General features: G+C 67.6%; 18 protein-coding genes. 10 read left to right on the forward strand and 8 right to left on the reverse strand.

Going from position 1 to position 19650, the window contains the following annotated elements; genetic code table 11:
* Positions 1-34: 34 nt before the first annotated feature.
* Entirely contained in the window at positions 35-1219 is a 1185-nt protein-coding gene (locus ACFVUS_RS03295) for a PDR/VanB family oxidoreductase (RefSeq protein ID WP_387765377.1), read from the forward strand.
* On the opposite strand, the gene ACFVUS_RS03300 is transcribed toward ACFVUS_RS03295, so the two are convergent.
* From ACFVUS_RS03300 to ACFVUS_RS03315, 4 genes are all read right to left on the reverse strand, one after another.
* Entirely contained in the window at positions 1150-2910 is a 1761-nt protein-coding gene (locus tag ACFVUS_RS03300) for an SDR family oxidoreductase (protein ID WP_387761545.1), read from the reverse strand. The genes ACFVUS_RS03295 and ACFVUS_RS03300 overlap by 70 nt on opposite strands.
* A gap of 165 nt (positions 2911-3075) precedes the next feature.
* A complete protein-coding gene (locus tag ACFVUS_RS03305; protein ID WP_387761546.1) occupies positions 3076-5061 on the reverse strand; it encodes a CocE/NonD family hydrolase in 1986 nt (661 codons plus the stop codon).
* Positions 5062-5301: 240 nt separating this feature from the next.
* Positions 5302-6564: a PucR family transcriptional regulator gene (locus ACFVUS_RS03310; protein ID WP_387761547.1), complete on the reverse strand. Its 1263-nt coding sequence runs from the start codon at positions 6562-6564 to the stop codon at positions 5302-5304.
* A gap of 10 nt (positions 6565-6574) precedes the next feature.
* Positions 6575-8377: an AMP-dependent synthetase/ligase gene (locus tag ACFVUS_RS03315; protein ID WP_387761548.1), complete on the reverse strand. Its 1803-nt coding sequence runs from the start codon at positions 8375-8377 to the stop codon at positions 6575-6577.
* 263 nt (positions 8378-8640) lie between these two features.
* Between ACFVUS_RS03315 and glnA the strand changes: the two genes are divergently transcribed.
* Complete coding sequence (gene glnA / locus ACFVUS_RS03320) at positions 8641-10077, forward strand: type I glutamate--ammonia ligase (RefSeq protein WP_387761549.1); 1437 nt, start codon at positions 8641-8643, stop codon at positions 10075-10077.
* Here the strand turns inward: glnA and ACFVUS_RS03325 are convergent.
* Positions 10062-10667 carry a TetR/AcrR family transcriptional regulator gene (locus tag ACFVUS_RS03325; protein WP_387761550.1) on the reverse strand — a complete coding sequence of 202 codons (606 nt, stop codon included), beginning with the start codon at positions 10665-10667 and terminating at the stop codon, positions 10062-10064. The genes glnA and ACFVUS_RS03325 overlap by 16 nt on opposite strands.
* A gap of 8 nt (positions 10668-10675) precedes the next feature.
* On the opposite strand from ACFVUS_RS03325, the gene ACFVUS_RS03330 reads away from it, so the two are divergent.
* The 4 genes from ACFVUS_RS03330 (at position 10676) to ACFVUS_RS03345 (ending at position 13994) form a co-directional block, all read left to right on the forward strand.
* A complete protein-coding gene (locus ACFVUS_RS03330; protein WP_387761551.1) occupies positions 10676-11164 on the forward strand; it encodes a nitroreductase/quinone reductase family protein in 489 nt (162 codons plus the stop codon).
* 35 nt (positions 11165-11199) lie between these two features.
* Complete coding sequence (locus tag ACFVUS_RS03335) at positions 11200-11559, forward strand: nuclear transport factor 2 family protein (protein WP_387761552.1); 360 nt, start codon at positions 11200-11202, stop codon at positions 11557-11559.
* Between the two features lie 286 nt (positions 11560-11845).
* Entirely contained in the window at positions 11846-13561 is a 1716-nt protein-coding gene (locus tag ACFVUS_RS03340; RefSeq protein ID WP_387761553.1) for a hypothetical protein, read from the forward strand.
* Positions 13562-13634: 73 nt separating this feature from the next.
* Positions 13635-13994: an arsenate reductase family protein gene (locus tag ACFVUS_RS03345; RefSeq protein WP_387761554.1), complete on the forward strand. Its 360-nt coding sequence runs from the start codon at positions 13635-13637 to the stop codon at positions 13992-13994.
* 16 nt (positions 13995-14010) lie between these two features.
* On the opposite strand, the gene ACFVUS_RS03350 is transcribed toward ACFVUS_RS03345, so the two are convergent.
* Positions 14011-14457, reverse strand: a complete 447-nt coding sequence (locus ACFVUS_RS03350; RefSeq protein WP_387761555.1) for a nitroreductase family deazaflavin-dependent oxidoreductase — start codon at positions 14455-14457, stop codon at positions 14011-14013.
* 129 nt (positions 14458-14586) lie between these two features.
* Between ACFVUS_RS03350 and ACFVUS_RS03355 the strand changes: the two genes are divergently transcribed.
* Positions 14587-15276, forward strand: coding sequence for a TetR/AcrR family transcriptional regulator (locus tag ACFVUS_RS03355; protein WP_387761556.1), 690 nt, complete (start codon positions 14587-14589; stop codon positions 15274-15276).
* Here the strand turns inward: ACFVUS_RS03355 and ACFVUS_RS03360 are convergent.
* Both ACFVUS_RS03360 and ACFVUS_RS03365 read right to left on the reverse strand, forming a co-directional pair.
* Complete coding sequence (locus ACFVUS_RS03360) at positions 15273-15629, reverse strand: DUF4873 domain-containing protein (RefSeq protein WP_387761557.1); 357 nt, start codon at positions 15627-15629, stop codon at positions 15273-15275. The two genes, ACFVUS_RS03355 and ACFVUS_RS03360, sit on opposite strands and share 4 nt — an antisense overlap.
* The gene (locus ACFVUS_RS03365) at positions 15626-16543 is read right to left on the reverse strand and encodes a diiron oxygenase (RefSeq protein ID WP_387761558.1); all 918 of its coding nucleotides are present in this window, start codon (positions 16541-16543) and stop codon (positions 15626-15628) included. Before ACFVUS_RS03365 ends, ACFVUS_RS03360 begins: the two co-directional genes overlap by 4 nt.
* Before the next feature lie 97 nt (positions 16544-16640).
* Between ACFVUS_RS03365 and ACFVUS_RS03370 the strand changes: the two genes are divergently transcribed.
* The 3 genes from ACFVUS_RS03370 (at position 16641) to ACFVUS_RS03380 (ending at position 19643) form a co-directional block, all read left to right on the forward strand.
* Positions 16641-17345 (forward strand): TetR/AcrR family transcriptional regulator, encoded by a 705-nt coding sequence (locus tag ACFVUS_RS03370; RefSeq protein WP_387761559.1) that lies wholly within the window; start codon positions 16641-16643, stop codon positions 17343-17345.
* Positions 17346-17442: 97 nt separating this feature from the next.
* Positions 17443-18054 carry a TetR/AcrR family transcriptional regulator gene (locus ACFVUS_RS03375; RefSeq protein ID WP_387761560.1) on the forward strand — a complete coding sequence of 204 codons (612 nt, stop codon included), beginning with the start codon at positions 17443-17445 and terminating at the stop codon, positions 18052-18054.
* A 29-nt stretch (positions 18055-18083) separates the two neighbouring features.
* The gene (locus ACFVUS_RS03380) at positions 18084-19643 is read left to right on the forward strand and encodes an FAD-dependent monooxygenase (protein ID WP_387761561.1); all 1560 of its coding nucleotides are present in this window, start codon (positions 18084-18086) and stop codon (positions 19641-19643) included.
* The last annotated feature ends 7 nt before the right edge of the window (positions 19644-19650 follow it).

Consider the following 19650-nt stretch of genomic DNA (forward strand, 5'->3'; position numbering starts at 1 on the left):
CTTCTGGGCCCCACTGCGCCGCGACCCGCTGCTGATGGTGGCGGACCGGCTCATCGGTCCCGGCGCGCGGGTGCTGGCCTGGCTCTCACCCGACGCACCCGCGCCGCCACGCGCCACGCTGCCCAGGGAACTGACGCTGGTGGACCGCGAAGTCGTGGCCGCCGACGAGGAGGTGGTGAGCCTGGTCTTCGCCCACCCGCGCGGCGCGGCACTGCGAGCCTGGAGTCCCGGCGCGCACCTGGATGTCGTACTGCCGTCCGGCCGCATGCGGCAGTACTCACTGTGCGGCGATCCGGATGACCCGTTCCACTATCGAATCGCGGTGCGGCGCATACCGAATGGCAGTGGCTCGATCGAACTGCACGGCCTGCGACCCGGTGCGCGAGTCGGGATCCACGGCCCGCGCAACGCGTTCCCGCTGACCCTGGCAGGCCATGGTTCGTCCGGACCGCCGGGCGTCTCGCTCTCGCCCGGCGGACTGCCGACCCCGGCCCGCCGAATTCGGTTCATAGCGGGTGGAATCGGGATCACGCCGATGTTGGGGATGATGCGTGCGGCCGATCGGGCGGGTGCGGATTGGTCGCTGGTGTACACCGGCCGCCATCGGGACGCGTTGCCGTTCCTCGATGAAATCGCCTGTTACGGCGGCAGAGTCACCGTGCGCACCGATGATGAGGACGGGCTGCCGACGGCGGAGGCGCTGGTGCCTACCGTGGAGCCCGGGCTCGCGGTGTATGTGTGCGGGCCGCCCGGGCTGCTGGACGTGGTCGCCGCGCGGGTGGCGCATGCGCCCGGGGTGGAACTGCATCATGAGCGGTTCGCGCCGCCGCCGATCGTCGACGGGCGGCCGTTCACGGTGCAATGGGGCAGGCGCGGGCGGGTTTTCGAGATTCCGGCTGATCGGACGGTGCTCGCGGTGCTGGCCGAGGCCGATCCGGCGGTGCCGTATTCGTGTCGGCAGGGCTTCTGTGGCACGTGCAAGGTGCGGGTACTGGCCGGGAACGTCGAACATCGTGACACCGTGCTCAATGCCGCCCAGCGCGCCCAAGGGGACATGCTGATCTGTGTGTCCCGCGCCCGGCCCGGCGAAACGCTGGTGCTGGACGCGAATACCGGTGCGGCGGTCACTGATCCGCCGCACCGCACTCGCTATCGCGTCAGGCTGGCGCGGGCCATGCCGAAGCGCATCAGGCTGGGCGGGGTCAATCGGGTGCCGTAGTAGGCGGCCCACGCTTCCGGGGTGACGGGGACGACCGCGCTATTGCGTTGTACGGCACGGACAATCGCCTTCGCCACCTTGGCGGGCGGATAGCTGCGCAGCCGGTACAGGGTGTCGAACAGGCGCTGCCGGGCGTCCTGCTGATCGGCGGAGACCGCCGAGAACTCGGTGGTGCGAACGATATTGGTGTGCACGATGCCCGGGCAGATGGTGCTGACGCCGATACCGTCCTTCGCCAGCTCGGCGCGCAGGCAGTCCGAGAAGGTGAATACCGCCGACTTGCTGGTGGAGTACGCGCTGAAGCCCTGCTGCGGGGTATAGGCGGCCATGCTGGAGACATTCACGATATGGCCGCCGAGCCCGCGCTCGGCCATCAGGTGGCCGAAGGCCCGCGAGCCGTGTACGACGCCGAACAGGTTGATATCCAGCACCCGTTTGAAACTCTCGCTGGGCGTGCGCAGGAACGGCGCGGCCTGGCCGACACCGGCATTGTTCACCAGCACATCGGGGACGCCGTGCACCGACGCGATCTCGTCGGCGTGCGCCCGCACCGCGGCCTCATTCGCGACATCGAGGGCGTAAGGGTAAGCGACGCCGTCGAATTCGGCGATCAGCGCGGCGGTGTCCTTGGCGGCGTCGGCATCGATATCGGAGACCACCACCTCGGCCCCGAGGCGGGCGAAGGCGAGCGCGGTCTCCCGGCCGATACCCGAACCCGCACCGGTGACCACGACGAGTTGATCCTCGAACGGCTGCCGGGTGCGACCCACTTCGGCGCGTCGCAATTCCCGCGCGGGCTCGGCACCGGAGACGGCGTCGATGAGCTGGATGGTGGCCCGCGCGAGCACGCTCGGATGCGAATACGGCACCCAGTGACCGGCTTTCAGATCCCGCCGCCACAGCCGGTCGGTCCACCGGTCCTCGTCGTCGAAGACCGCCGGGCGCACCGCCGGATCGAATCGGGCGACAATGAGCTGGACCGGTACCGTGGTGCGCCGTTCCCGCGCCGAGAACAACTTCGCCACAACGAGATTGGCGCGATATATCGGTAGCCCGTTGGCGGCGTCCGCGGTGAAGGTGTCACCGAGGGTGACCTGTTCGGCGGGCGTGCCCTGCGCCAGCCGCAGCCCCGCGCGGAACACCCGGTCCCGCAGACCCAGCCGCACCAGTGCCGGGGTCACCGGCGCCATGAACGCGAATTGATAGGCGATCGAGGCCAATTGGGCCAGGGGAGCGGCGAGGTTCCCGGGCGTCGGCCGGGTGAAGCGGCCGCGCGCCCAATGCCCCGCGTGATCGAGGTTCGGCCCGGACACCGAGGTGAACGAGGCGATGCGTGCGTCCGCGCCGGGTTCGCACACCGCGTCCCATACGGTCACCGACCCCCAGTCGTGGGCGAGTACGTGCACGGGCGCGTCCGGGCTGACCGCGTCGATCACCGCGAAGAAGTCCGTGGCCAGTTCCGATATCCGGAAAGCCCTGTGGTCCTTGGGATTCGTACTGCGCCCGTGCCCGCGCGAATCATAGGTGACCACCCGGAATCGGTCGATGAGATGCGGAAGGACGTTATCCCACAGTCGATGTGAGTCGGGCCAGCCGTGCACCAGCACGATGGTCGCCCCGTCGGGCACGCCCTGTTCGTACACGGCGATATCGATCTCGCCATTGGTCACGGTCCGGGTTTGCAGCGCCACTGCCGCCTCCTCTGTCTCAGACAGGTGATTCGACTCCAGCTTGGCGGGCGGCGGCAGCGCTGTCAATGCGCGTGAGCGGGGTGTTGCAGGGTGGTACGGCGGCGGCGACCAGCCGTACCACCCTTCCCCGGCCCCCCGGGCCGGTGGCTTGGGACCCCTCGGGGCTCAGTGCGTGAGCGACCCCGCGGGCGCGAGTGGCAACGCCAGACTCGACGGCCACACCGAATTTCGCTGCACCTGCTGAGACGTTCCGAGCAAACGCGGCAGATCCGTCGGAATCGGCATGGTCGAGGGGAATGTACCCGTCGAAATGCGCAGCCGCAGCGCATGCCCGGGCTCGAGGCGATAGAACGTGGGCCGCAGCTTGATATCGACCTGCACCACCTCACCCGGGGTGAGCAGCCGCTGATTCTCCTGGAGCAGCACATGTTCGGGCGCGTACACGGTGCCGTCCGGCGCGCGCCAGGTCTTGTCCTCGTTGAGCGTGCGCTGACTCGCCAATTGCGAACCGCCGGTGATGTTCACGGCCGAACCGTCCGGGGCCACATCGTCGAGCCACACCTGGAAAGCGGCATCGGTGCCGGTGGAGGACGCGTACAGGCTCACACTCGACGGTCCGGCCAGCACGGTCGGCTCGGTCACCGGATCGGCCGTGTATTTCAGTCCCGCCGTGGGTTCGAGCACCTTCTCGGTGCACGGGTTGTAGGCGGTGAAGACGCGGAAGACGAAGTCCAGCAGGCCCGCGGTGTACTGGCCCAGACTCTGTCGATTGCACAGATTGTCGATACCGGAGTAGTCGATCCGATCCGCCCCGTCGGCGCCGGCGGGCGGCTGCTCGGTCAGCCGACCGGCGTCGAAATAGCGCCGCACCACGGTCGTCTGATCGAACGGATAGCGGGCGGCATCGGCGGCATTGTTGCCCGGATCGATGACGTGCAGCGGCTTATCGGTGTTCTCGACCCCGTTCGGAATGTCCTTGAGCCAGCGGTCGAACCAGGCCAGGGTGATCATATCGGTGTCCAGCCGCGAGCCCGGCCCGACGCCCAGGCCCACGTGATACCAAGGCCCCATGAGCAATTGGTACCGCCCGTCGGCCCGCTGATCGCCCGCCATGGGTGCGAACTGATCGCGTCCGGCCGAAAGATTCTGTAGCTGGGAGTAATTGCGGAACGGCCCCTCCTGATAGAGGTCCCAGAGCCCGCCCACCTGATACATGGCGATGCCGTTGTCGATGAGATTGTGCAGATCGGTCTCGAACCGGCGCTCCTGCCACCATGAGGTGTCATAGGCGAGCGGCCCGCCCGCGTACGCCTCCAACAGCAGTTTGATGGTGCTGTCCGAGGAGACCAGCGCCTGGAGATGGTCCACCAGCGATTTCACGAAGGTCTGCGGTGACACCACCGCGGTCAGGAACGGTCCCATCAGGCTCAGGTACGGCACCATGAGCGAGATCGCGGTGAGCAGAATCGGGCTCATCATGCCGTCGTGGCCGAGCACCTCGTTGAAGATATTGTTCGGCATCGCCATGGGCACAATGGCTTTCAGCGGTGAGTCCGGGCCGACCGCCTCGGCGGTGCGCAGCGCGCTCAGCGCCGGGAACGAATACCCGTACATGCCGACCTTGCCATTGGAACCGGGCAGCTCGGCCGCCCAATCCACCAGCTGCACCCCGTCTATGCCGTCCTGCCGCGACGCCGGATTCCACGCACCGGTCGACCCACCGGTGCCGCGCACATCCGCGATCACCTCGATATAGCCGTGCCGCACCAGCATGTCCTGGGCGCTGGTGGCCTGATTGATCACGCGCCGAACATCTTTGATCTGATCCGGCAGCGTGATGTGCAATTCGTCGATGACGCTGGTCAGTGCCGCGGTCAGTGCGCTGGTGACCGCGCCGTAGGTGGTGAAGTTGACCACCACCGGGAAATCCCCGGCGGCGCGCTGCCCGGTCGCCGGATCGGTCGGATATCGCACCTCGGCCTGCAACTGCGTGCCGTCGGACAGCGGAACCACATGTCCCAGTTCATAACTCACGCCGTATCGGGCGGGCGTCGGCTCATATCCGGCGGGCAGTCCGAAATTCACCGGGGCGTTCGGCACCGGCCCGCTCGTGGGCACCGCTCCCGCGAAGGTGCTGCTGGAAACGGTCACGGCGAACGCGGAGAAGCCCGCCACGGCCAGGGGAACGAGTCGGCGGCAACGCGGCCACCGGGACCTACTACTCAACGATCTACCTCTGCGGATGGTCAGGAGGCCATATCGGCGGCCCATCCCGCCCGGTGACCTCGTCGTCGGGATTCAGCACACCGCACAGTCCCCACCCTCGGACACCGCCAATCCCCAAGACTCCACCCCGTGCGATTGTGCACTCGACCAAGATCGAGGCGTGAGTTACGGGGCGAAGGCGGCGGATTCGAGGCGGCGCGCGATCCGGGCGGCGGACAGGGTCATGGCATCGGTGGGCCGGTGCGGATCCAGACCGGTCAATTCGTGAATGCGGGCCAGTCGGTAGGTGACCGTATTGCGGTGGATATTCAGCAGGCGCGCGGTGGCCAGCTGATTGAATCCGCTGTCGACGAAGACCTCCAGGGTTTCCGCGAGCAGGGGCTGCGGATCGAGGGGGAGTAGCACCGCGGCCAGGCCCACGCGGGCCGAACCGCCCGCCGCGACCGTGTACTCGAACATGAGATCGCTACGGCGGCACAGGGTTTGCGGGCGGTCCAGGCAGCGGCCCAATTCGGCGAGCATGCGCGCCTCGGCGTAGAGCTCCGGAACCGCCTCGCGGGTGGCGGCCACCGTGACCCCGACCCAGAACGGCGCGGCGCGTGTGGGCGAATCGGCTTGCGGCACGGCATGATTCGCGTTCGCGAGTGCGGGCTGATCGGGGTGCGCCACGCGGTGCGGACCGCGCGGGGGCTCGTGCGCGGGCAGCAGGCGAGCGGTGAGCGCCGCGATGGTCGCGGAGCCGTCATCGCCGGGATGCAGCGGCAGCAGTGCGGTCCAGCCGCCGCTGTCCAGGCGCAGGAAGACCCCGGGAATCGCCTCGATGCGATGGCGCAGATCACCGGTGTCGGCGATGCGGGCCGAGCTCAGGCGAAAGACCGCGATCAGGAAGGCGTCCGGCACCGCGATGGCGGGCTCATCGGCCCATTCGATGAGATCGCGCCCGGTGAGCAGGGCATCGGCGATGGCGCGCCGGCGCTCCAGCAGCTCCCACCGCGGATCGTGCGCCCGATGCACGCACGCGGTGGCGATGCGCGCGGTCAGGGTGGTGATGTAGTGCAGCAGCGGCAGCGCGGCCTCGGTGAGCAGTTCGCGCTCCGGGCCTTCGACGGCGGCGAGCAGATGCGACCAGATGAATTCCGCGCCGATCCGATAGCGGCCGAGCACTTCTTCGAGCGGTTCGCCGTCGCGGACCCGGCCCAGCGCGATCTCCACCACCTCGCGGGTGTCCTGCTCGCACGGGGTGATACCGGTGCGCAGGAATTCGAAGAACAGATCCACATTGAGCTTGGTGCCGCGTTCGAAACCGCTGGCCACCAACGGTTGCGGCAGCGTTCGATACGGCGGCAGCGCGGCGGGGAAGACCTCCCGCGCCGCGACCGCGCGCCGATACAGCTCTTCCAGCGCCCGGTCCCGGATTCGCGCTTGCATGACTCTCCTACTACGCGTACAGCGAGTCGATAGTAGCCGCATAGGCGGTAGCTATCGGTTTGCGCCTCAGCTTTCCGGTCGCCGTGAGGCATTCGCTGCCCGGGAGCCACACATCCGGCAGCACCGCGAACTTCTTGATCTGCTCCACCCGGGAGAGCTTGGCATTCGCCGCGTCGACACCCTCCTGCAGCGCCTTGCGGACGACCGGATCCTGAGCCATGGCCGCGATACTACGGTCGGTTAGCTGGTGCCGCTCGGCGAAGGCGGCGGCCAGATCCGGATCCAGGCAGATCAGGGCGGTGTTGTAGGAGCGGGCCTCGCCGATCACCGCGACCGCGCCCGCCAGCGGGGTGTTCTCGGTGACGGTGTTCTCGATATTGGTCGGCGACATATTCTTGCCCGCCGCGTTGATGATGAGTTCCTTCTTGCGATCGACGATCTTGAGGAAGCCCTCGCTGTCGAGTTCGCCGATATCGCCGGTGTGCAGCCAGCCGTCCGCGTCGATGGTCTCGGCGGTCTTATCGGGTGCGTTGCGGTAGCCGCGCATGACCATGCGCCCCCGCACCAGCACCTCACCGTCCTCGGCGATCTTGACCTCGGCCCCGGGCAGTGCCGTGCCGACGGTGCCGATCTTGATGCGTTCCGGGCGGCCCACGGTCGCTCCCGCCGTGCACTCGGTCATGCCGTACCCCTCACACAACGGCAGACCCAGGCCCAGGAAGAACTCGTGGGTGTCGGGGGGAATCGGCGCGGAACCGGTGACCGCGACGCGAACCTTGTCCAGCCCCAGGCGTTCTCGAATGGTGGCCAGCACCAGGCGATCGGCCAGTCGGTACTGCAACGTCGCCAGCGGGCTCGGCGAGCGGCCGTCCGAGATCGCGCGGGCGCGCGCCCGGCCGGTGCGGATCGCCCAGTCCACCAGGGCCCGGCGCACCGCGCTCGGCTCGGCGGCGAAGCGCTCCTCCAGTGCCGCTTTGACTTTCACCCACACCCGGGGCACGCCCAGGAACACCGACGGATGCACCTCGGCCAGGGCCTCGGCGACCTGCTTGAGATCGGGGCAGGTGGTGATCTCGCCGCCGCTGATCATGGCCAGATAGTGCGCGAACCAGCGATTGGCGGCATGCGCGTCGGGCAGGTACGAGACCACCTTGTCCTCGGGGCCGCCGCCACCGAATTCGTCCACCACGCGCGCGTTTTCGAGGAAGTTGGTGTGCGTGAGCTCGACGCCCTTGGGCGGTCCGGTGGTGCCGGAGGTGTAGACGATGGTCAACAGATTCTCCGGATCGACCGCGCGCCAGGACTTCTCGAAATCGAAATCGACGGCCGGGGCGGCCTCGACCGCGGACAGCGCCAGGGTGCCGTCCGGCGCCTCGTCCACGCAGATCACGTATTCGACCGTATTGCCCTGTGCCGCGGCCTTCTCCACCGCGGCCAGGATCTGCGGTGCGAACTGGCGCTCGCAGATGACGGCCCGATTGCCCGCATTGCCGAACTGATAGGCCAGCAGATCCACCGGATTGGTGTTGTACACCGAGAACGGCGTCGCGCCGGTGTGCAGGATCGCGGTATCGCAGAGATGGAACTCCGGGCGATTGGTCAGCATGATCGCGACCGTGTCGCCGGGGCCGATGCCCAATCCCGCGAGCCCCGCGGCGATTCCGCGCACTCGCTCGCCGTACTCGCGCCAGGTGATGGCAACGGCCCCGCCGAGCGTGCGCAGCGCGACCGCCTCCGGATTGGCCGCGACATTGGCCTGGAACGCCTCACACAGCGTGCGCGGCCGCACTGTCGTCACCGTTGATGAACTCACGAACCTACCTCTGGATCACGTCGACGAGAGCGCCTCGGCCCTCGGGTTGCCATCCAGCACACCGCACAAAGGCGGGTCGATACCAGTGGCAATCAAGAAGACAAGCGGCGCGCGAGTTGTGCATGTGAACAAAATGTGGCCCGGGCGTGCGGGAATGGAATGGCCGCCCGGCGTGCGACGTATGGTTTTTACAGCCGTAGGACCGCCGGACCCAGACCGGGCCGTCCGATCGGGTAGCGGTGCGGCTGTACTAGGAGCCCGCAGTGATCACCCCCACCGCACACGGAGTACAGGACTTCATCACCGCCGAAGCCGTCGAATACATCGATATCCGCTTCTGCGATGTGCCCGGCGTACAACAGCATTTCTCCATTCCCGCAACGATGTTCGGGCCCGATCTGATCGAGGAGGGCATCGCGTTCGACGGTTCGTCGGTGCGCGGCTTCCAGGCCATCCACGAATCCGACATGCTCTTGCTACCGGATCTGGCCACCGCGCGACTGGATTCGTTCCGGAGCGCGAAAACGCTCAATATCAACTGTTTCGTGCACGATCCGCATACGCGGCAGGCGTACAGTCGCGATCCGCGCAATGTGGCGCGTAAGGCTCAGGATTACCTGCGCAGCACCGGAATCGCCGATACCGCGTACTTCGGGCCCGAGGCGGAGTTCTACATTTTCGATTCGGTGCGCTACGCGACCACGATGAATGGCGCCTTCTACGAGGTGGATTCGATCTCGGGCGGCTGGAACAGCGGTGCGAAACACAATCCGGACGGCTCGCTGAACCGCGGCTACAAGGTGCGCCCCAAGGGCGGATACTTCCCGGTCGCGCCCTACGACGCCGACGTCGACCTGCGAGATCAGATGTGCACCAACCTGATGCGCGCCGGATTCGATCTGGAGAAGGGGCATCACGAGGTCGGCACCGCCGGACAGGCCGAGATCAATTACCGCTTCAATACCCTGCTCGCCGCCGCCGACGATCTCCAGCTGTACAAGTACATCATCAAGAACACCGCGTGGCAGCACGGCAAGACCGTCACCTTCATGCCGAAACCGCTCTTCGGTGACAATGGTTCGGGAATGCATGTGCACCAGTCCCTTTGGAAGGACGGCACCCCGCTCTTCTACGATGAGGCTGGCTATGCGGGACTCTCGGATCTGGCCCGGCATTACATCGGCGGCCTGCTGCATCACGCACCGTCGCTGCTGGCCTGGACCAATCCCACGGTGAATTCGTACAAGCGCCTGGTGCCCGGTTACGAGGCACCCGTGAATCTGGTGTACAGCCAGCGCAATCGCTCTGCCGCCGTGCGTATTCCGGTCACCGGAACCAGTGCCGCCGCCAAACGCCTGGAATTCCGCTGCCCCGACTCCTCCGGCAACCCCTATCTCGCCTTCGCCGCCATGATGATGGCCGGACTCGACGGCATAGCCAATAAAACCGAACCCGCGCTACCCGTGGACAAGGACCTCTACGAACTCACCCCCGAGGAATCCGCGGAAGTCGTTCAAACTCCCGCCAGCCTCGCCGCGGTCATCGACCGCCTCGAAGCCGACCACGAATACCTCACCCAGGGCGGCGTTTTCACCGAGGACCTCATCGAAACCTGGATCCGCATCAAACGCGATAGTGAAATCGCCGCAATCAACGTCCGCCCCCACCCCTACGAATTCGACCTCTACTTCGACGTGTGAGGTTCCAGGATCCGGGCTACCGCGTCGGCGATGGCGGCGGGTGCGGGGAGGTTCGAGTGGGCGTCCGGTGGACTGAGGCGGTGTTGCAGGGCGCGCTGATGGGCCGCGCCGACGAGCAGTAGGGCCGCCGGGCGCGGGTCGGTGCCGGGGGCGGTGTGCCGGATGAGTTGGGCGGCAATGGCTTCGACGGCTTTGTGCGGTCCGAGATCGAGATCGCGGCTGCGCTCGCGGTAGACCGCGCGCAGGTCGGCGTCGGATTCGACGGCGGCCATGACCGGGATGGCGGCGGTGAAGAAGTCCTCCAGGGTGGACAGCAGGGCGACCAAGTCTGCGTGGAGATCGGTTGCGGCGGTATCGGATCGGTCGGTGAGGAGATCTTTGAACGGGCGCAGCTGATGTTGAATCACGGCCTGTAGCAAGCCCATTCGGTCGCCGAAGTGATAGAAGATGCTGGATTCGGCGACGCCCGCGCGTTTGGCGATCTCCTTGGTGGACAGGCGGGCCACCCCGGATTCGGTGAGGGTCTGCTGGGCGCAGGCGATGACGGCCTCGCGGACGCCGGTGCGGGGACGGCCGCGCGGGCGGGTCACGCGCTCCGATGTCCAGCCCCGCCACCAGCGTCCAGCCCGCCGTCGGATCGCGCGTACAGCGCACGGGGGACGCGTTCATGCGCCGCTTGCTGCGCTCGCCGCTGCATGGCATGGTCAGTTCGAAACTGCTGATCGTCACCGTGATCGGTCGCAAGACCGGGCACGTCTACGAGAATCCCGTCGGCTATGCCCGGTTCGAGGGGGAGATCCTGATCGGCACCGCCGCGCGCTGGCATCGCAATCTGCGCTCCGGCGAGCCGGTGCGGATCACGGTGCGCCGCCAGGTCGTCGAGGCCGACTGGGAGGTGATCAGGGACGAGGAAGCCGCGGCCGAGTGCTACGGGATCATCCTCGAGCAGAACCCGACGCACGGGAAGTTCGCGAAGATCAGCCTCGATCCGATCGGGCGGGTCAATCGCAAGGAACTGCGCGCGGCCCTCGAGCGCGGCACCGTGGTGGTGCGGCTGCGCCCGCGAAAGGTTTTACCTCACGCGTAATCGCTTCCGCGCAGCTCAGCCAACATGCTTGGTACATGAGCGAATACGAGAACATTGCACAGCGGTACATCGACAGCTGGAACGAGAAGGACACCGATAAGCGCCTGGCGCTGATCGACGAGTTGTACACCCCCGGCGTGATTTTCACCGATCCGCTGGTATCGCTGGTCGGCACCGAGGCCGTCGCGGAGATGGTGGCCGGAGCCCAGGAACAGTTCGCCGGACTCGAATTCGGACTCGGCGCGGTGGACGGCCACCACGACATCGCCCGATTCACCTGGACGCTGAACGCGCCCGGGGGTGACGAACCGATCGTCATCGGATTCGATGTGATCACCATCTCCGGCGGGAAGATCGAACGGGTGCACGGATTCCTGGACAAGGTGCCGGGCTGAGTGCTGAAGTATTCGGTGGTGCGGCGGCGAATCATCCCCGCACCACCGGATATTCGGTTGTGAGCCCGATCAGGGGGTGGTGCCGTCGGCGTAAGCGCGGCGGAAAATGTTGTGGGGGAACGCAGTTGAGTGCGGGGGGTGGAGCATTCCCGGCGACCGGAGTGGGTCGCCGGGCAGCCTTTCATGCCCGCGCGCTTCAAACTATGACGTTTCCCTCACTGCCCGCGCGAGTCCGGTGGCGCCCCATACGATCCGGACCTGAAGAAGGCGGGAAGGCGAAGAGGCCATGGATCGAAATGCGTTCGTCGAGGTGATGAACGAGGCGAGCGGCATGCTGGAGTCCGGACGCGCGCCCGAAGCGCTGGCCAGGCTCACGGCGTTCGACAATGCGCTGCTGTCACCGCCTGACCCCAAGGATTACGGCTGGGTGGTGTCCTACACCTTCCGGTCCGCGTTCGCCGCGGGCGAATACGATCAGGCCCTGCGCATCGCCGAGAACGGCCCCGCCCGCTTCCCGGCCGATATCCCGCCCGCCACCCTCGCCACCATGTACTCCATGGGCGTGGAGGCCGCCACCCAGCTCGGCCGCGCCGACAGCGCGGTACTCATGGCCGACCGCTGCATCGACCTGCGCCGCAGCCACGGCGATCACGGCGAAGTCCTGATGGCCGCCATGACCGCCTGCACCCTGCTCGGCGATATCGAAAGACATGACCTGGCAAGCCGATACGCCCAGCTCCTGGTGGCCGAGGGTGACGGCTACGACGAATATCGCGCCTACGGTTACTACGCCATCTGCGCCGCCATCGAACACGAGGTCGGCGGACATCTCATCGACACCCTGCGCGCGGGCCGCGACTGGCTGCTCGCACACGACAACGAATTCGCCCGCGAGGCACTGGGATACCTGAACAGCTCGGCCGCCATCGAGAATGGCGCGCCCACCCCACAAGCCCCGGACCTGCCGCTCGGCCCCGACCCCTTCGCGGCGCAGCCCGGCCCGGACCCGCTGGGTCCGCCCCGGCTCGGCGCGGATCCGCTCACCGGTCCGCTGCCCGGCTCGGATCCGCTCACCGGTCCGCTGCCCGGTTCCGGCCCGCTGAGCGGGCCACCGCCCGGCTCGGATCCCCTCGGTCAGCCGCTGCCGGGCTCCGGTCCGCTCGGCTCGCCGTCGCTCGGATCAGATCCGCTCGGCCAGTCACCGCTCGGCCCGGGGTCGCCGGTTCCGGGTCCGTTCGGCCCGCCCCCGGTCGATCCGGATTTCCTCGCACCGCCGCCCTTCGGCGCGGAGCCTTTCGACGCGCCGCCGCCGGTGGATCTGTCCGCGCCGCTCGGCCCGCCGCTGGGTGGGGCGGCGCAGACCGAACTGCTCAATATCTCCGCGGACGGGATGGAATCGGTCACCGGGCCGAAACAGCCGCCGGCGGACCAGCTCGCGGGTGGTGAGACCGCCGACGCGCTGCTGGAAGCACAACGGCCCGGAATCGCGGCCGCCGCGTATCGCGCGCTCATCGACGATGCCATCGCCACCGGTAAACCCGATCCGCTGATCGCCGGTAAGGCCGTGCTCGGGCTGCTGATGGCGCTCATCTTCGACAATCGGGTCGGTGAGGCGCACGCGGTGTGGATCGATGAGCAGGGGCCGACCTACCTCGGCGTCTGGGCGCTGGAGAACGGTCAGACCTCGGTGCACGACGCCATGGCCTACAACCTGGTCGCGGCCTTCCTGCACTCGCTCAGCACCGGCGATCCGAACGCGGCCAATCACGCGGTCGACACCCTGATGGGCCGCTGCGTGAACTGGGCCTTCGGCACCGATCCGCAGGTCGTGCCCGCCATGCTCAATACCTGGCGGCGGCACCTGTTCGAGATCCACGAGGGCGAACCCGCCCCCGAATACGTATGGGAGCTCGGCCAGGCCGAACAGCGCTGGGGCGGACCACTTCCCGAGTCCGGCCTGTACTGGATGCGCCCTTACCCGTGGGTCGTCGACTGGCTGTGAGTTCGGCCCGCTGCCGCGCTGTGGCGGGACCGGTTGCGCGGCCGGGGCGGCGGGCATCGCTAGGCTCCCCGATATGGCAACCGAGATCTGGCACAACCCCAAATGCTCGAAGAGCCGCACGGCCAAGGCGACGCTCGATGACACCGGCGTCGACTATGTCGAGCGCCGCTATCTCGACGATCCGCCGAGCGTCGCCGAAATCACCACCGTGCTGGGCAAACTCGGGCTCGAGCCGTGGGATATCACCCGCACCGCCGAACCCGAGGCCAAGGAACTCGGGGTGGCCGCCTGGGATCGCACCCCCGCCGAGCGGGATCGCTGGATCGAGGCCCTCGCCACCCATCCGCGACTCATTCAGCGTCCGATCGTGCTGACCGCCGACGGCCGCGCCATCCTCGCCCGCAGCGACCAAGCGCTCGACGAATTGCGCTGAGCGCCGGATCTATTCGTCACGAGAGCGCGAAAACCGGGAATCCCGGTGCGATGGCGGCCAATTCGGCATCGGAGGAGTTCTTGGTGACGCCTTCGAAGAACCGGCCCACTTCCCAGCCCCAGCGATCCAGGTAGGCGTGCAGCACGGGGAGCTTCTCGGCATCGGGGAGCTCCCGCGCGGTGAAGGCCTCGACCTTGCGGCCCAGGCGCAGCTCACCGTTGCCGGAGACGCGCAGATTCCGCACCCACTGGGTGTGGCCGCGCGGTGCGACCAGGTAGCGCTGGCCGTCGACGACGAGCAGATTGACCATCGTGGTGCGCCATTCGCCGCTCTTGCGTCCGCGCACCGCGAGCAGTCGGGAACCCGCCACGCTGATGCCCAGTTTGGGCAGGGTGTTGGCGATGCGGTTCATGATCGGGTCCAGGCCGGTGGGGCCGATGTAGCGGTGGGCGAGATCGTTCATGGCGGGCTTCCTTTGCAACTTCGAGAGCGGCGCTCTCTGATGTGATCAGTGTGCGCCGCCGGTCATGGAGCTGTCAAGAGCAGTGCTCTCATTTCATTCATCTGCTCCGAAACGTGGCACACTGGTCGCATGAGCGCCCCCCGCACCGCCCGTGAACGGGCACGAGCCGAGATCACCCGCGAGATCACCGACGCGGCGCGCCGTCAGCTCGCCGAATCCGGGGCGGCCGCGCTGTCGCTGCGTGCCATCGCCCGGGAACTCGGGATGGTGTCCTCGGCGCTGTACCGGTACTTCCCGAGCCGGGACGAACTGCTCACCGCGCTGATCATCGAGGCGTACAACGCCGTCGGCGAGGCGGTGGAGAACGCGATCGCCACCGGCGATACCCCGCGTTCGCAGTGGCGGGCCGCGGCGGCGGCGGTGCGGCACTGGGCCATCGGGCATCCGCACGAGTACGCGCTGCTGTACGGATCGCCGGTGCCGGGTTATCAGGCACCGCACGACACCATCGCGCCCGCGTCCCGGGTACCGGTCGCGGCGCTGGGCATCGTCGTGAACGCCTGGCGCGCAGGACTTTTGGCGGCCCACTCCGGTGAGATGTCTCCCGAGCTCACCGCGCAGTCCGGTGAGATCGCGGCGCAGATCGCGCCGGGATTGCCGCCGGAGTGTGTGGCGCGCACGGTGGTGGCGTGGACACAGCTCTACGGCGCGGTCGGCTTCGAGCTCACCGGGCAGCTGGTCGGCAGCATGGACCCGGCCGGGCCGTTCTTCGAATACGCCGTGGAGTTGATGGCCGATGTGATCGGCCTGTCCGGCTAGCGCCGGTGAATCTCGGCCTGCTCCAACGGGAATGGCGGCTCGCCGAGTCCGACGATGCGCAGATTGCCCCAGGGATCCCGCTCCTGGAGCACACCGCGCGCGGGCGTTCCGCCCGGCAGGGTGAGGAAGACCTGACCGCGCCCGGGATCGGGTAGTTCGGTGCCCTCGGGTGCGGAAACCCGCCCGTACCAATGGAAATTGCCGTCGATCGGATCGAGATGACCGTTCAGGTTCACCGTGACCGCGACCTCCGCGCCCGGCGCGTCCAAGAGCGCCGGACCCGAATACTCCGGTGCGGGAGCGGGATCCGGATAGTCGATATCCGGTGCCGCCGCCCGCCGCGAACGCCTCACAGCAGCCCCCTGCGCTGCCAGATGCGCTTGCCGATCGGACCGATCAGGCCCTGCTTGTCCAGGAACGCACCGAGATTCGCGGCGCCGACGCCCAAAACCCGCTTGGCGTGCGGATTCGCGCGGGCCATCCGCCGTGCGCCACGGCCGTCCTCGATTCCGGCGCGGACGTACATATGCCAGTTCGTCATCAGGTGCACGAACAGCGGCGCGGCGATGGCGACACACAGTTTGGTGTAGGCGAGTTCGGCCCGCGACATCTCGGGAACCCTGCGCGCCAAGGCATCTCGGGCGAAGCCGATATGCCGCGCCTCCTCGGTGACGTGAATCCGCATGGCGCGGGCCACCACCGGCTGCAATTCCGGATCATCGAGGGTCTGGCGCTGAATGGCGTCGAAGATCTCCTCGCCGACCAGTGCGCCCACCCACACCATGGAACCGCGCAGGAAGATCTGCAACGCGCTGATGGTCAGGCGCTCATAGCGATTGGGCCAGTAGGGTTTCGCCTCGACCCGGTCGATGAGCTTGCCGAACATCATCATGTGCCGGCATTCGTCACCCATCTCGGTGAGCGTGTAGTGCGAATGCCGGGACCGCGGATCACCGGACATGAGCTCGCGCAACAGCAGTCGATTGAGCAGGTTCTCGAACCAGATGCCGACCGAGAGCACATTGGCCAGTTCCTGGCGCGAGAGTTCGCGGCGCTGTGCATGATCCATGGCCTCCCACAGCGGGGTGCCGTAGAGCGAGACCACCTCGGGCGGCAGGAAGAGTTTGTCCGGATCCAGGGGTGCGTCCCAGTCGATATCGACGACCGGGTCATAGAACTTCTTCACATGCCCCGTGAGCAGTCGCTGGGCGAAGGAATCGCGGGGGAGCAGTGTCTTGTCGGGGGAGGCGATGGCGTCGTTGCTCATGGCAGCATCCTGACTGAATTTACTGATACACGCTGTTACACTCAGATTAGTGGTACACGGTGTATCGGTCAATAAGCAGGTGGGTATCGTGAACCGAGTGACCGGAACCAGCACTCATACCCCGTCGAGCGACGGCCGCAGCACCCGCTGGAGCGGACACAAGGCCCGCCGCCGCCTCGATATGCTCGACGCCGCCCTCGGCGTCATCGAGGACAACGGCGTGGAGATCTCGGTGCAGCAGATCGCCGATCGCCTCAAGGTGCCGCGCCCGGTGGTCTACCGGCACTTCGACGGCCGCGCCGATCTCGACGAGGCGATCCGCCGCCACATCCTGGATTCGCTACTGGCCGAACTGCTTCCGCGCCTGCGGCCCGACGGCACCGTGCGCGATGCGGTGCGCGGCGCGGTCGGCACCTACGTGGGTTGGGTTGTGCGGCATCCGAATCTGCACCGCTTCCTGGCCGCCGGAGATCCGCACGGGCAGACCTCCGGGGCATTGGCCGGAGCCCGTGATCGCATCGGCGCGCAACTGGCCGACCTGTTCGCCGATATTCTCGGCGGCTTCGGACTCGATCCGAATCGCGCCCGCCCCACCGCGTTCGGCATGGTCGGCTTCGTGGACGGCGTGGTCAACAGCTGGCGTGCGGACGGTGTGCTCACCTCCGAGCAGGTCGAGGGCATTCTCACCGAATCGGTCCTCGCGCTGCTCGAGGGCAATGCGCGCAGCCTCGAGGTGCCGATGACCCGGGATACCGTCGTCGCCGAACTGGTGGCGCGCCGGGAAGCCGCCCAGCTCGGCTGATCTTCATCGCTCGGCAATCGGGGGTCGCGACTGCCTCGAATAATTGTGCCGAGATGGAAATATTGCCGCCACGGCAAAAATCTGTACGCTGGGTCAGGTGAGCGATGGACTGCGTGAGCGCAAGAAGCGGGAAACCCGGCTCGCCCTGAGCCTGGCCACCATTCGGCTGGGCGTGGAACGCGGCTGGGACAACGTGACGGTGGAGGACATCGCCGCCGCGGCCAATGTCTCGGTGCGCACCTTCCGCAACTACTTCTCCAGCAAGGCCGAGGCGGTCGCGTCCCGGCATCTGGAACGCATGGAACAGGTCGCCGAGGAATTCGCCGCCCGCCCGGACGGCGAAACCCTGTGGGAGGCAATGACCGCCGCCGTCCTGGATCGGTTCGCGCTCGGCGAGACCGTCACCGCCGCGACCACCACCGATCGGCACTGGGTGGACGGCATTCGCGTCATGCTCGGCACGCCCGCGGTACAGGCCGCCATTCTCGAGGCCAATGCGACCGCGCAGCACACGCTTTCGGCCGCCGTGGCCGCTCGGACCGGCACCGACGCCGCCCGGGACCTGTATCCGAATCTGGTCGCCGCGGCGGTCTCGGCCGCCATCAGCGCCGCCATCGATCACAGTCAGCGCGCCGATCCGCCGCAGCCGCTCATGGGGCTGCTGCGCGAGGCGCTCGACCGGCTGGCCGCGGGCCTGCCGGTGCCCTAACTGAAAAACGATGTCTCTCAGGAGAAGTCATGACCCACGATGTCATCATCGCCGGAGCCGGCCCCGTCGGCCTGATCCTGGCGAGCGAACTCGCCCTCGCCGGAATCCGCCCCCTGGTACTCGATCGGCTCGCCGAACCCAGCGTCGAGGCCAAAGCCAACGGCCTGGTCGGACAGGTGGTGCCGATGATGGATCGGCGCGGCCTGTACGAGCGTCTCGGCGGACCGCCCGGACGGCCGCAACCCAACTCCGCCTACTTCATGTTCGCCGCTCTCCCTTTGGATTTGAGTCTGCTCGAGCACAGTCCCGTCTACAACATGGCGATTCCGCAACCGGAGCTCGTCGCGGTGCTGCGGGATCGGGCGCTCGAACTCGGCGCGGAAATCCGCTGGGGCGCTGAGATCACCGGTATCTCGCAGGACGAAGACGCTGTCACCGTGGATGTTTCGACGGCGGGGGAGGCAGTACGGCTGCGCGCCCGATACCTGGTCGGCGCGGACGGCGGGCACAGCGTCGTTCGCAAGCGCTCCGGAATCGACTTTCCCGGAGTCAGTTACGACCGCACCACCACCCGCACCGCGCACGCCACCATCTCCCCGGATTTGGTGGACCCCGCCACCGGGGTGCTGCGCGTGCCCGGCTACGGCGAGGTTCGCCCGTTCCTGCCGATTCGCACCGAGCGCGGCGGACTGGCCTATGCACCGTTCCCCGGCCGCGCGCCGCTGTTCAGCACCACCGAATGGGACCGCCCGGCGCAGGACGGGCCGATGACCCTGGCGGAAATGCAAGCCAGCATCGCGTACGTGCTGGGCGCGGAGATCGAACTCGGTCCCGCGACCGGACCCGGACCGCACGCCCTGCGCCGCCAACTCGGCGGAAACACCAGGGTCGCCGCACAATTCCGGGACCGTCGCGTTTTCCTCGCCGGTGATGCCGCGCATGTCCTGGTGTTCGGCGGCGGACCCGGCCTCAACCTGGGTCTACAGGACGCCATGAACCTCGGCTGGAAGCTCGCCGCCGAGATCAAAGGCCAAGCGCCGCAAGGACTTCTGGGCACGTACGACACCGAGCGGCGCATTGCCGCCGACCGCGCGGTGGCGCAATCCCAAACGCAGGCGGCGCTGCTCGCTCCGGGCGCGGATGTGACCGCTATGCGCGGGGTTTTCGCCGAACTGCTCACCGACGCCGCCACGGTGCAGCGGATCGCCGAACTGATCTCCGGGTCGGACGTGCGCTACGACATGGGTGTACCGCACCCGCATCCGCTGGTCGGCGCACCCGCCCCCGACCTCGACCTGACCACCGACGCGGGCCGGTTCCGCGTGGCCGAATTGACAAGGGCGGCAAAGCCATTGCTATTCGACCTCACCGGGACCGGCTCATTCGCCGAGGCGCTGCGGCTATACGCCGATCGGATCGAGATCGTGCGGGCCCGCACCGAGGATCCACCCGCCGCCGCACTGCTGCTGCGTCCGGATACCTATGTGGCGTGGGCGACCGACGCCCCGAACCCCGATACCACCGACCTCGGCGGATTGCGGTCCGCGCTGGCCCGCTGGTTCGACGCCGTTCCGGTGAGCGCGGTCTGATTCGCGT

Source organism: Nocardia sp. NPDC058058 (assembly GCF_042885355.1).
GTDB lineage: Bacteria > Actinomycetota > Actinomycetes > Mycobacteriales > Mycobacteriaceae > Nocardia.

What these genes read in the sequence shown, in the direction of transcription:
- ACFVUS_RS03295 (WP_387765377.1), top strand. Translation starts at nt 35, where the DNA reads ATGGTGGCGGACCGGCTCATCGGTCCCGGCGCGCGGGTGCTGGCCTGG.
- ACFVUS_RS03310 (WP_387761547.1), bottom strand. Translation starts at nt 6,564, where the DNA reads ATGCAAGCGCGAATCCGGGACCGGGCGCTGGAAGAGCTGTATCGGCGC.
- ACFVUS_RS03330 (WP_387761551.1), top strand. Translation starts at nt 10,676, where the DNA reads ATGTCCAGCCCCGCCACCAGCGTCCAGCCCGCCGTCGGATCGCGCGTA.
- ACFVUS_RS03335 (WP_387761552.1), top strand. Translation starts at nt 11,200, where the DNA reads ATGAGCGAATACGAGAACATTGCACAGCGGTACATCGACAGCTGGAAC.
- ACFVUS_RS03340 (WP_387761553.1), top strand. Translation starts at nt 11,846, where the DNA reads ATGGATCGAAATGCGTTCGTCGAGGTGATGAACGAGGCGAGCGGCATG.
- ACFVUS_RS03345 (WP_387761554.1), top strand. Translation starts at nt 13,635, where the DNA reads ATGGCAACCGAGATCTGGCACAACCCCAAATGCTCGAAGAGCCGCACG.
- ACFVUS_RS03350 (WP_387761555.1), bottom strand. Translation starts at nt 14,457, where the DNA reads ATGAACGATCTCGCCCACCGCTACATCGGCCCCACCGGCCTGGACCCG.
- ACFVUS_RS03355 (WP_387761556.1), top strand. Translation starts at nt 14,587, where the DNA reads ATGAGCGCCCCCCGCACCGCCCGTGAACGGGCACGAGCCGAGATCACC.
- ACFVUS_RS03365 (WP_387761558.1), bottom strand. Translation starts at nt 16,543, where the DNA reads ATGAGCAACGACGCCATCGCCTCCCCCGACAAGACACTGCTCCCCCGC.
- ACFVUS_RS03380 (WP_387761561.1), top strand. Translation starts at nt 18,084, where the DNA reads ATGACCCACGATGTCATCATCGCCGGAGCCGGCCCCGTCGGCCTGATC.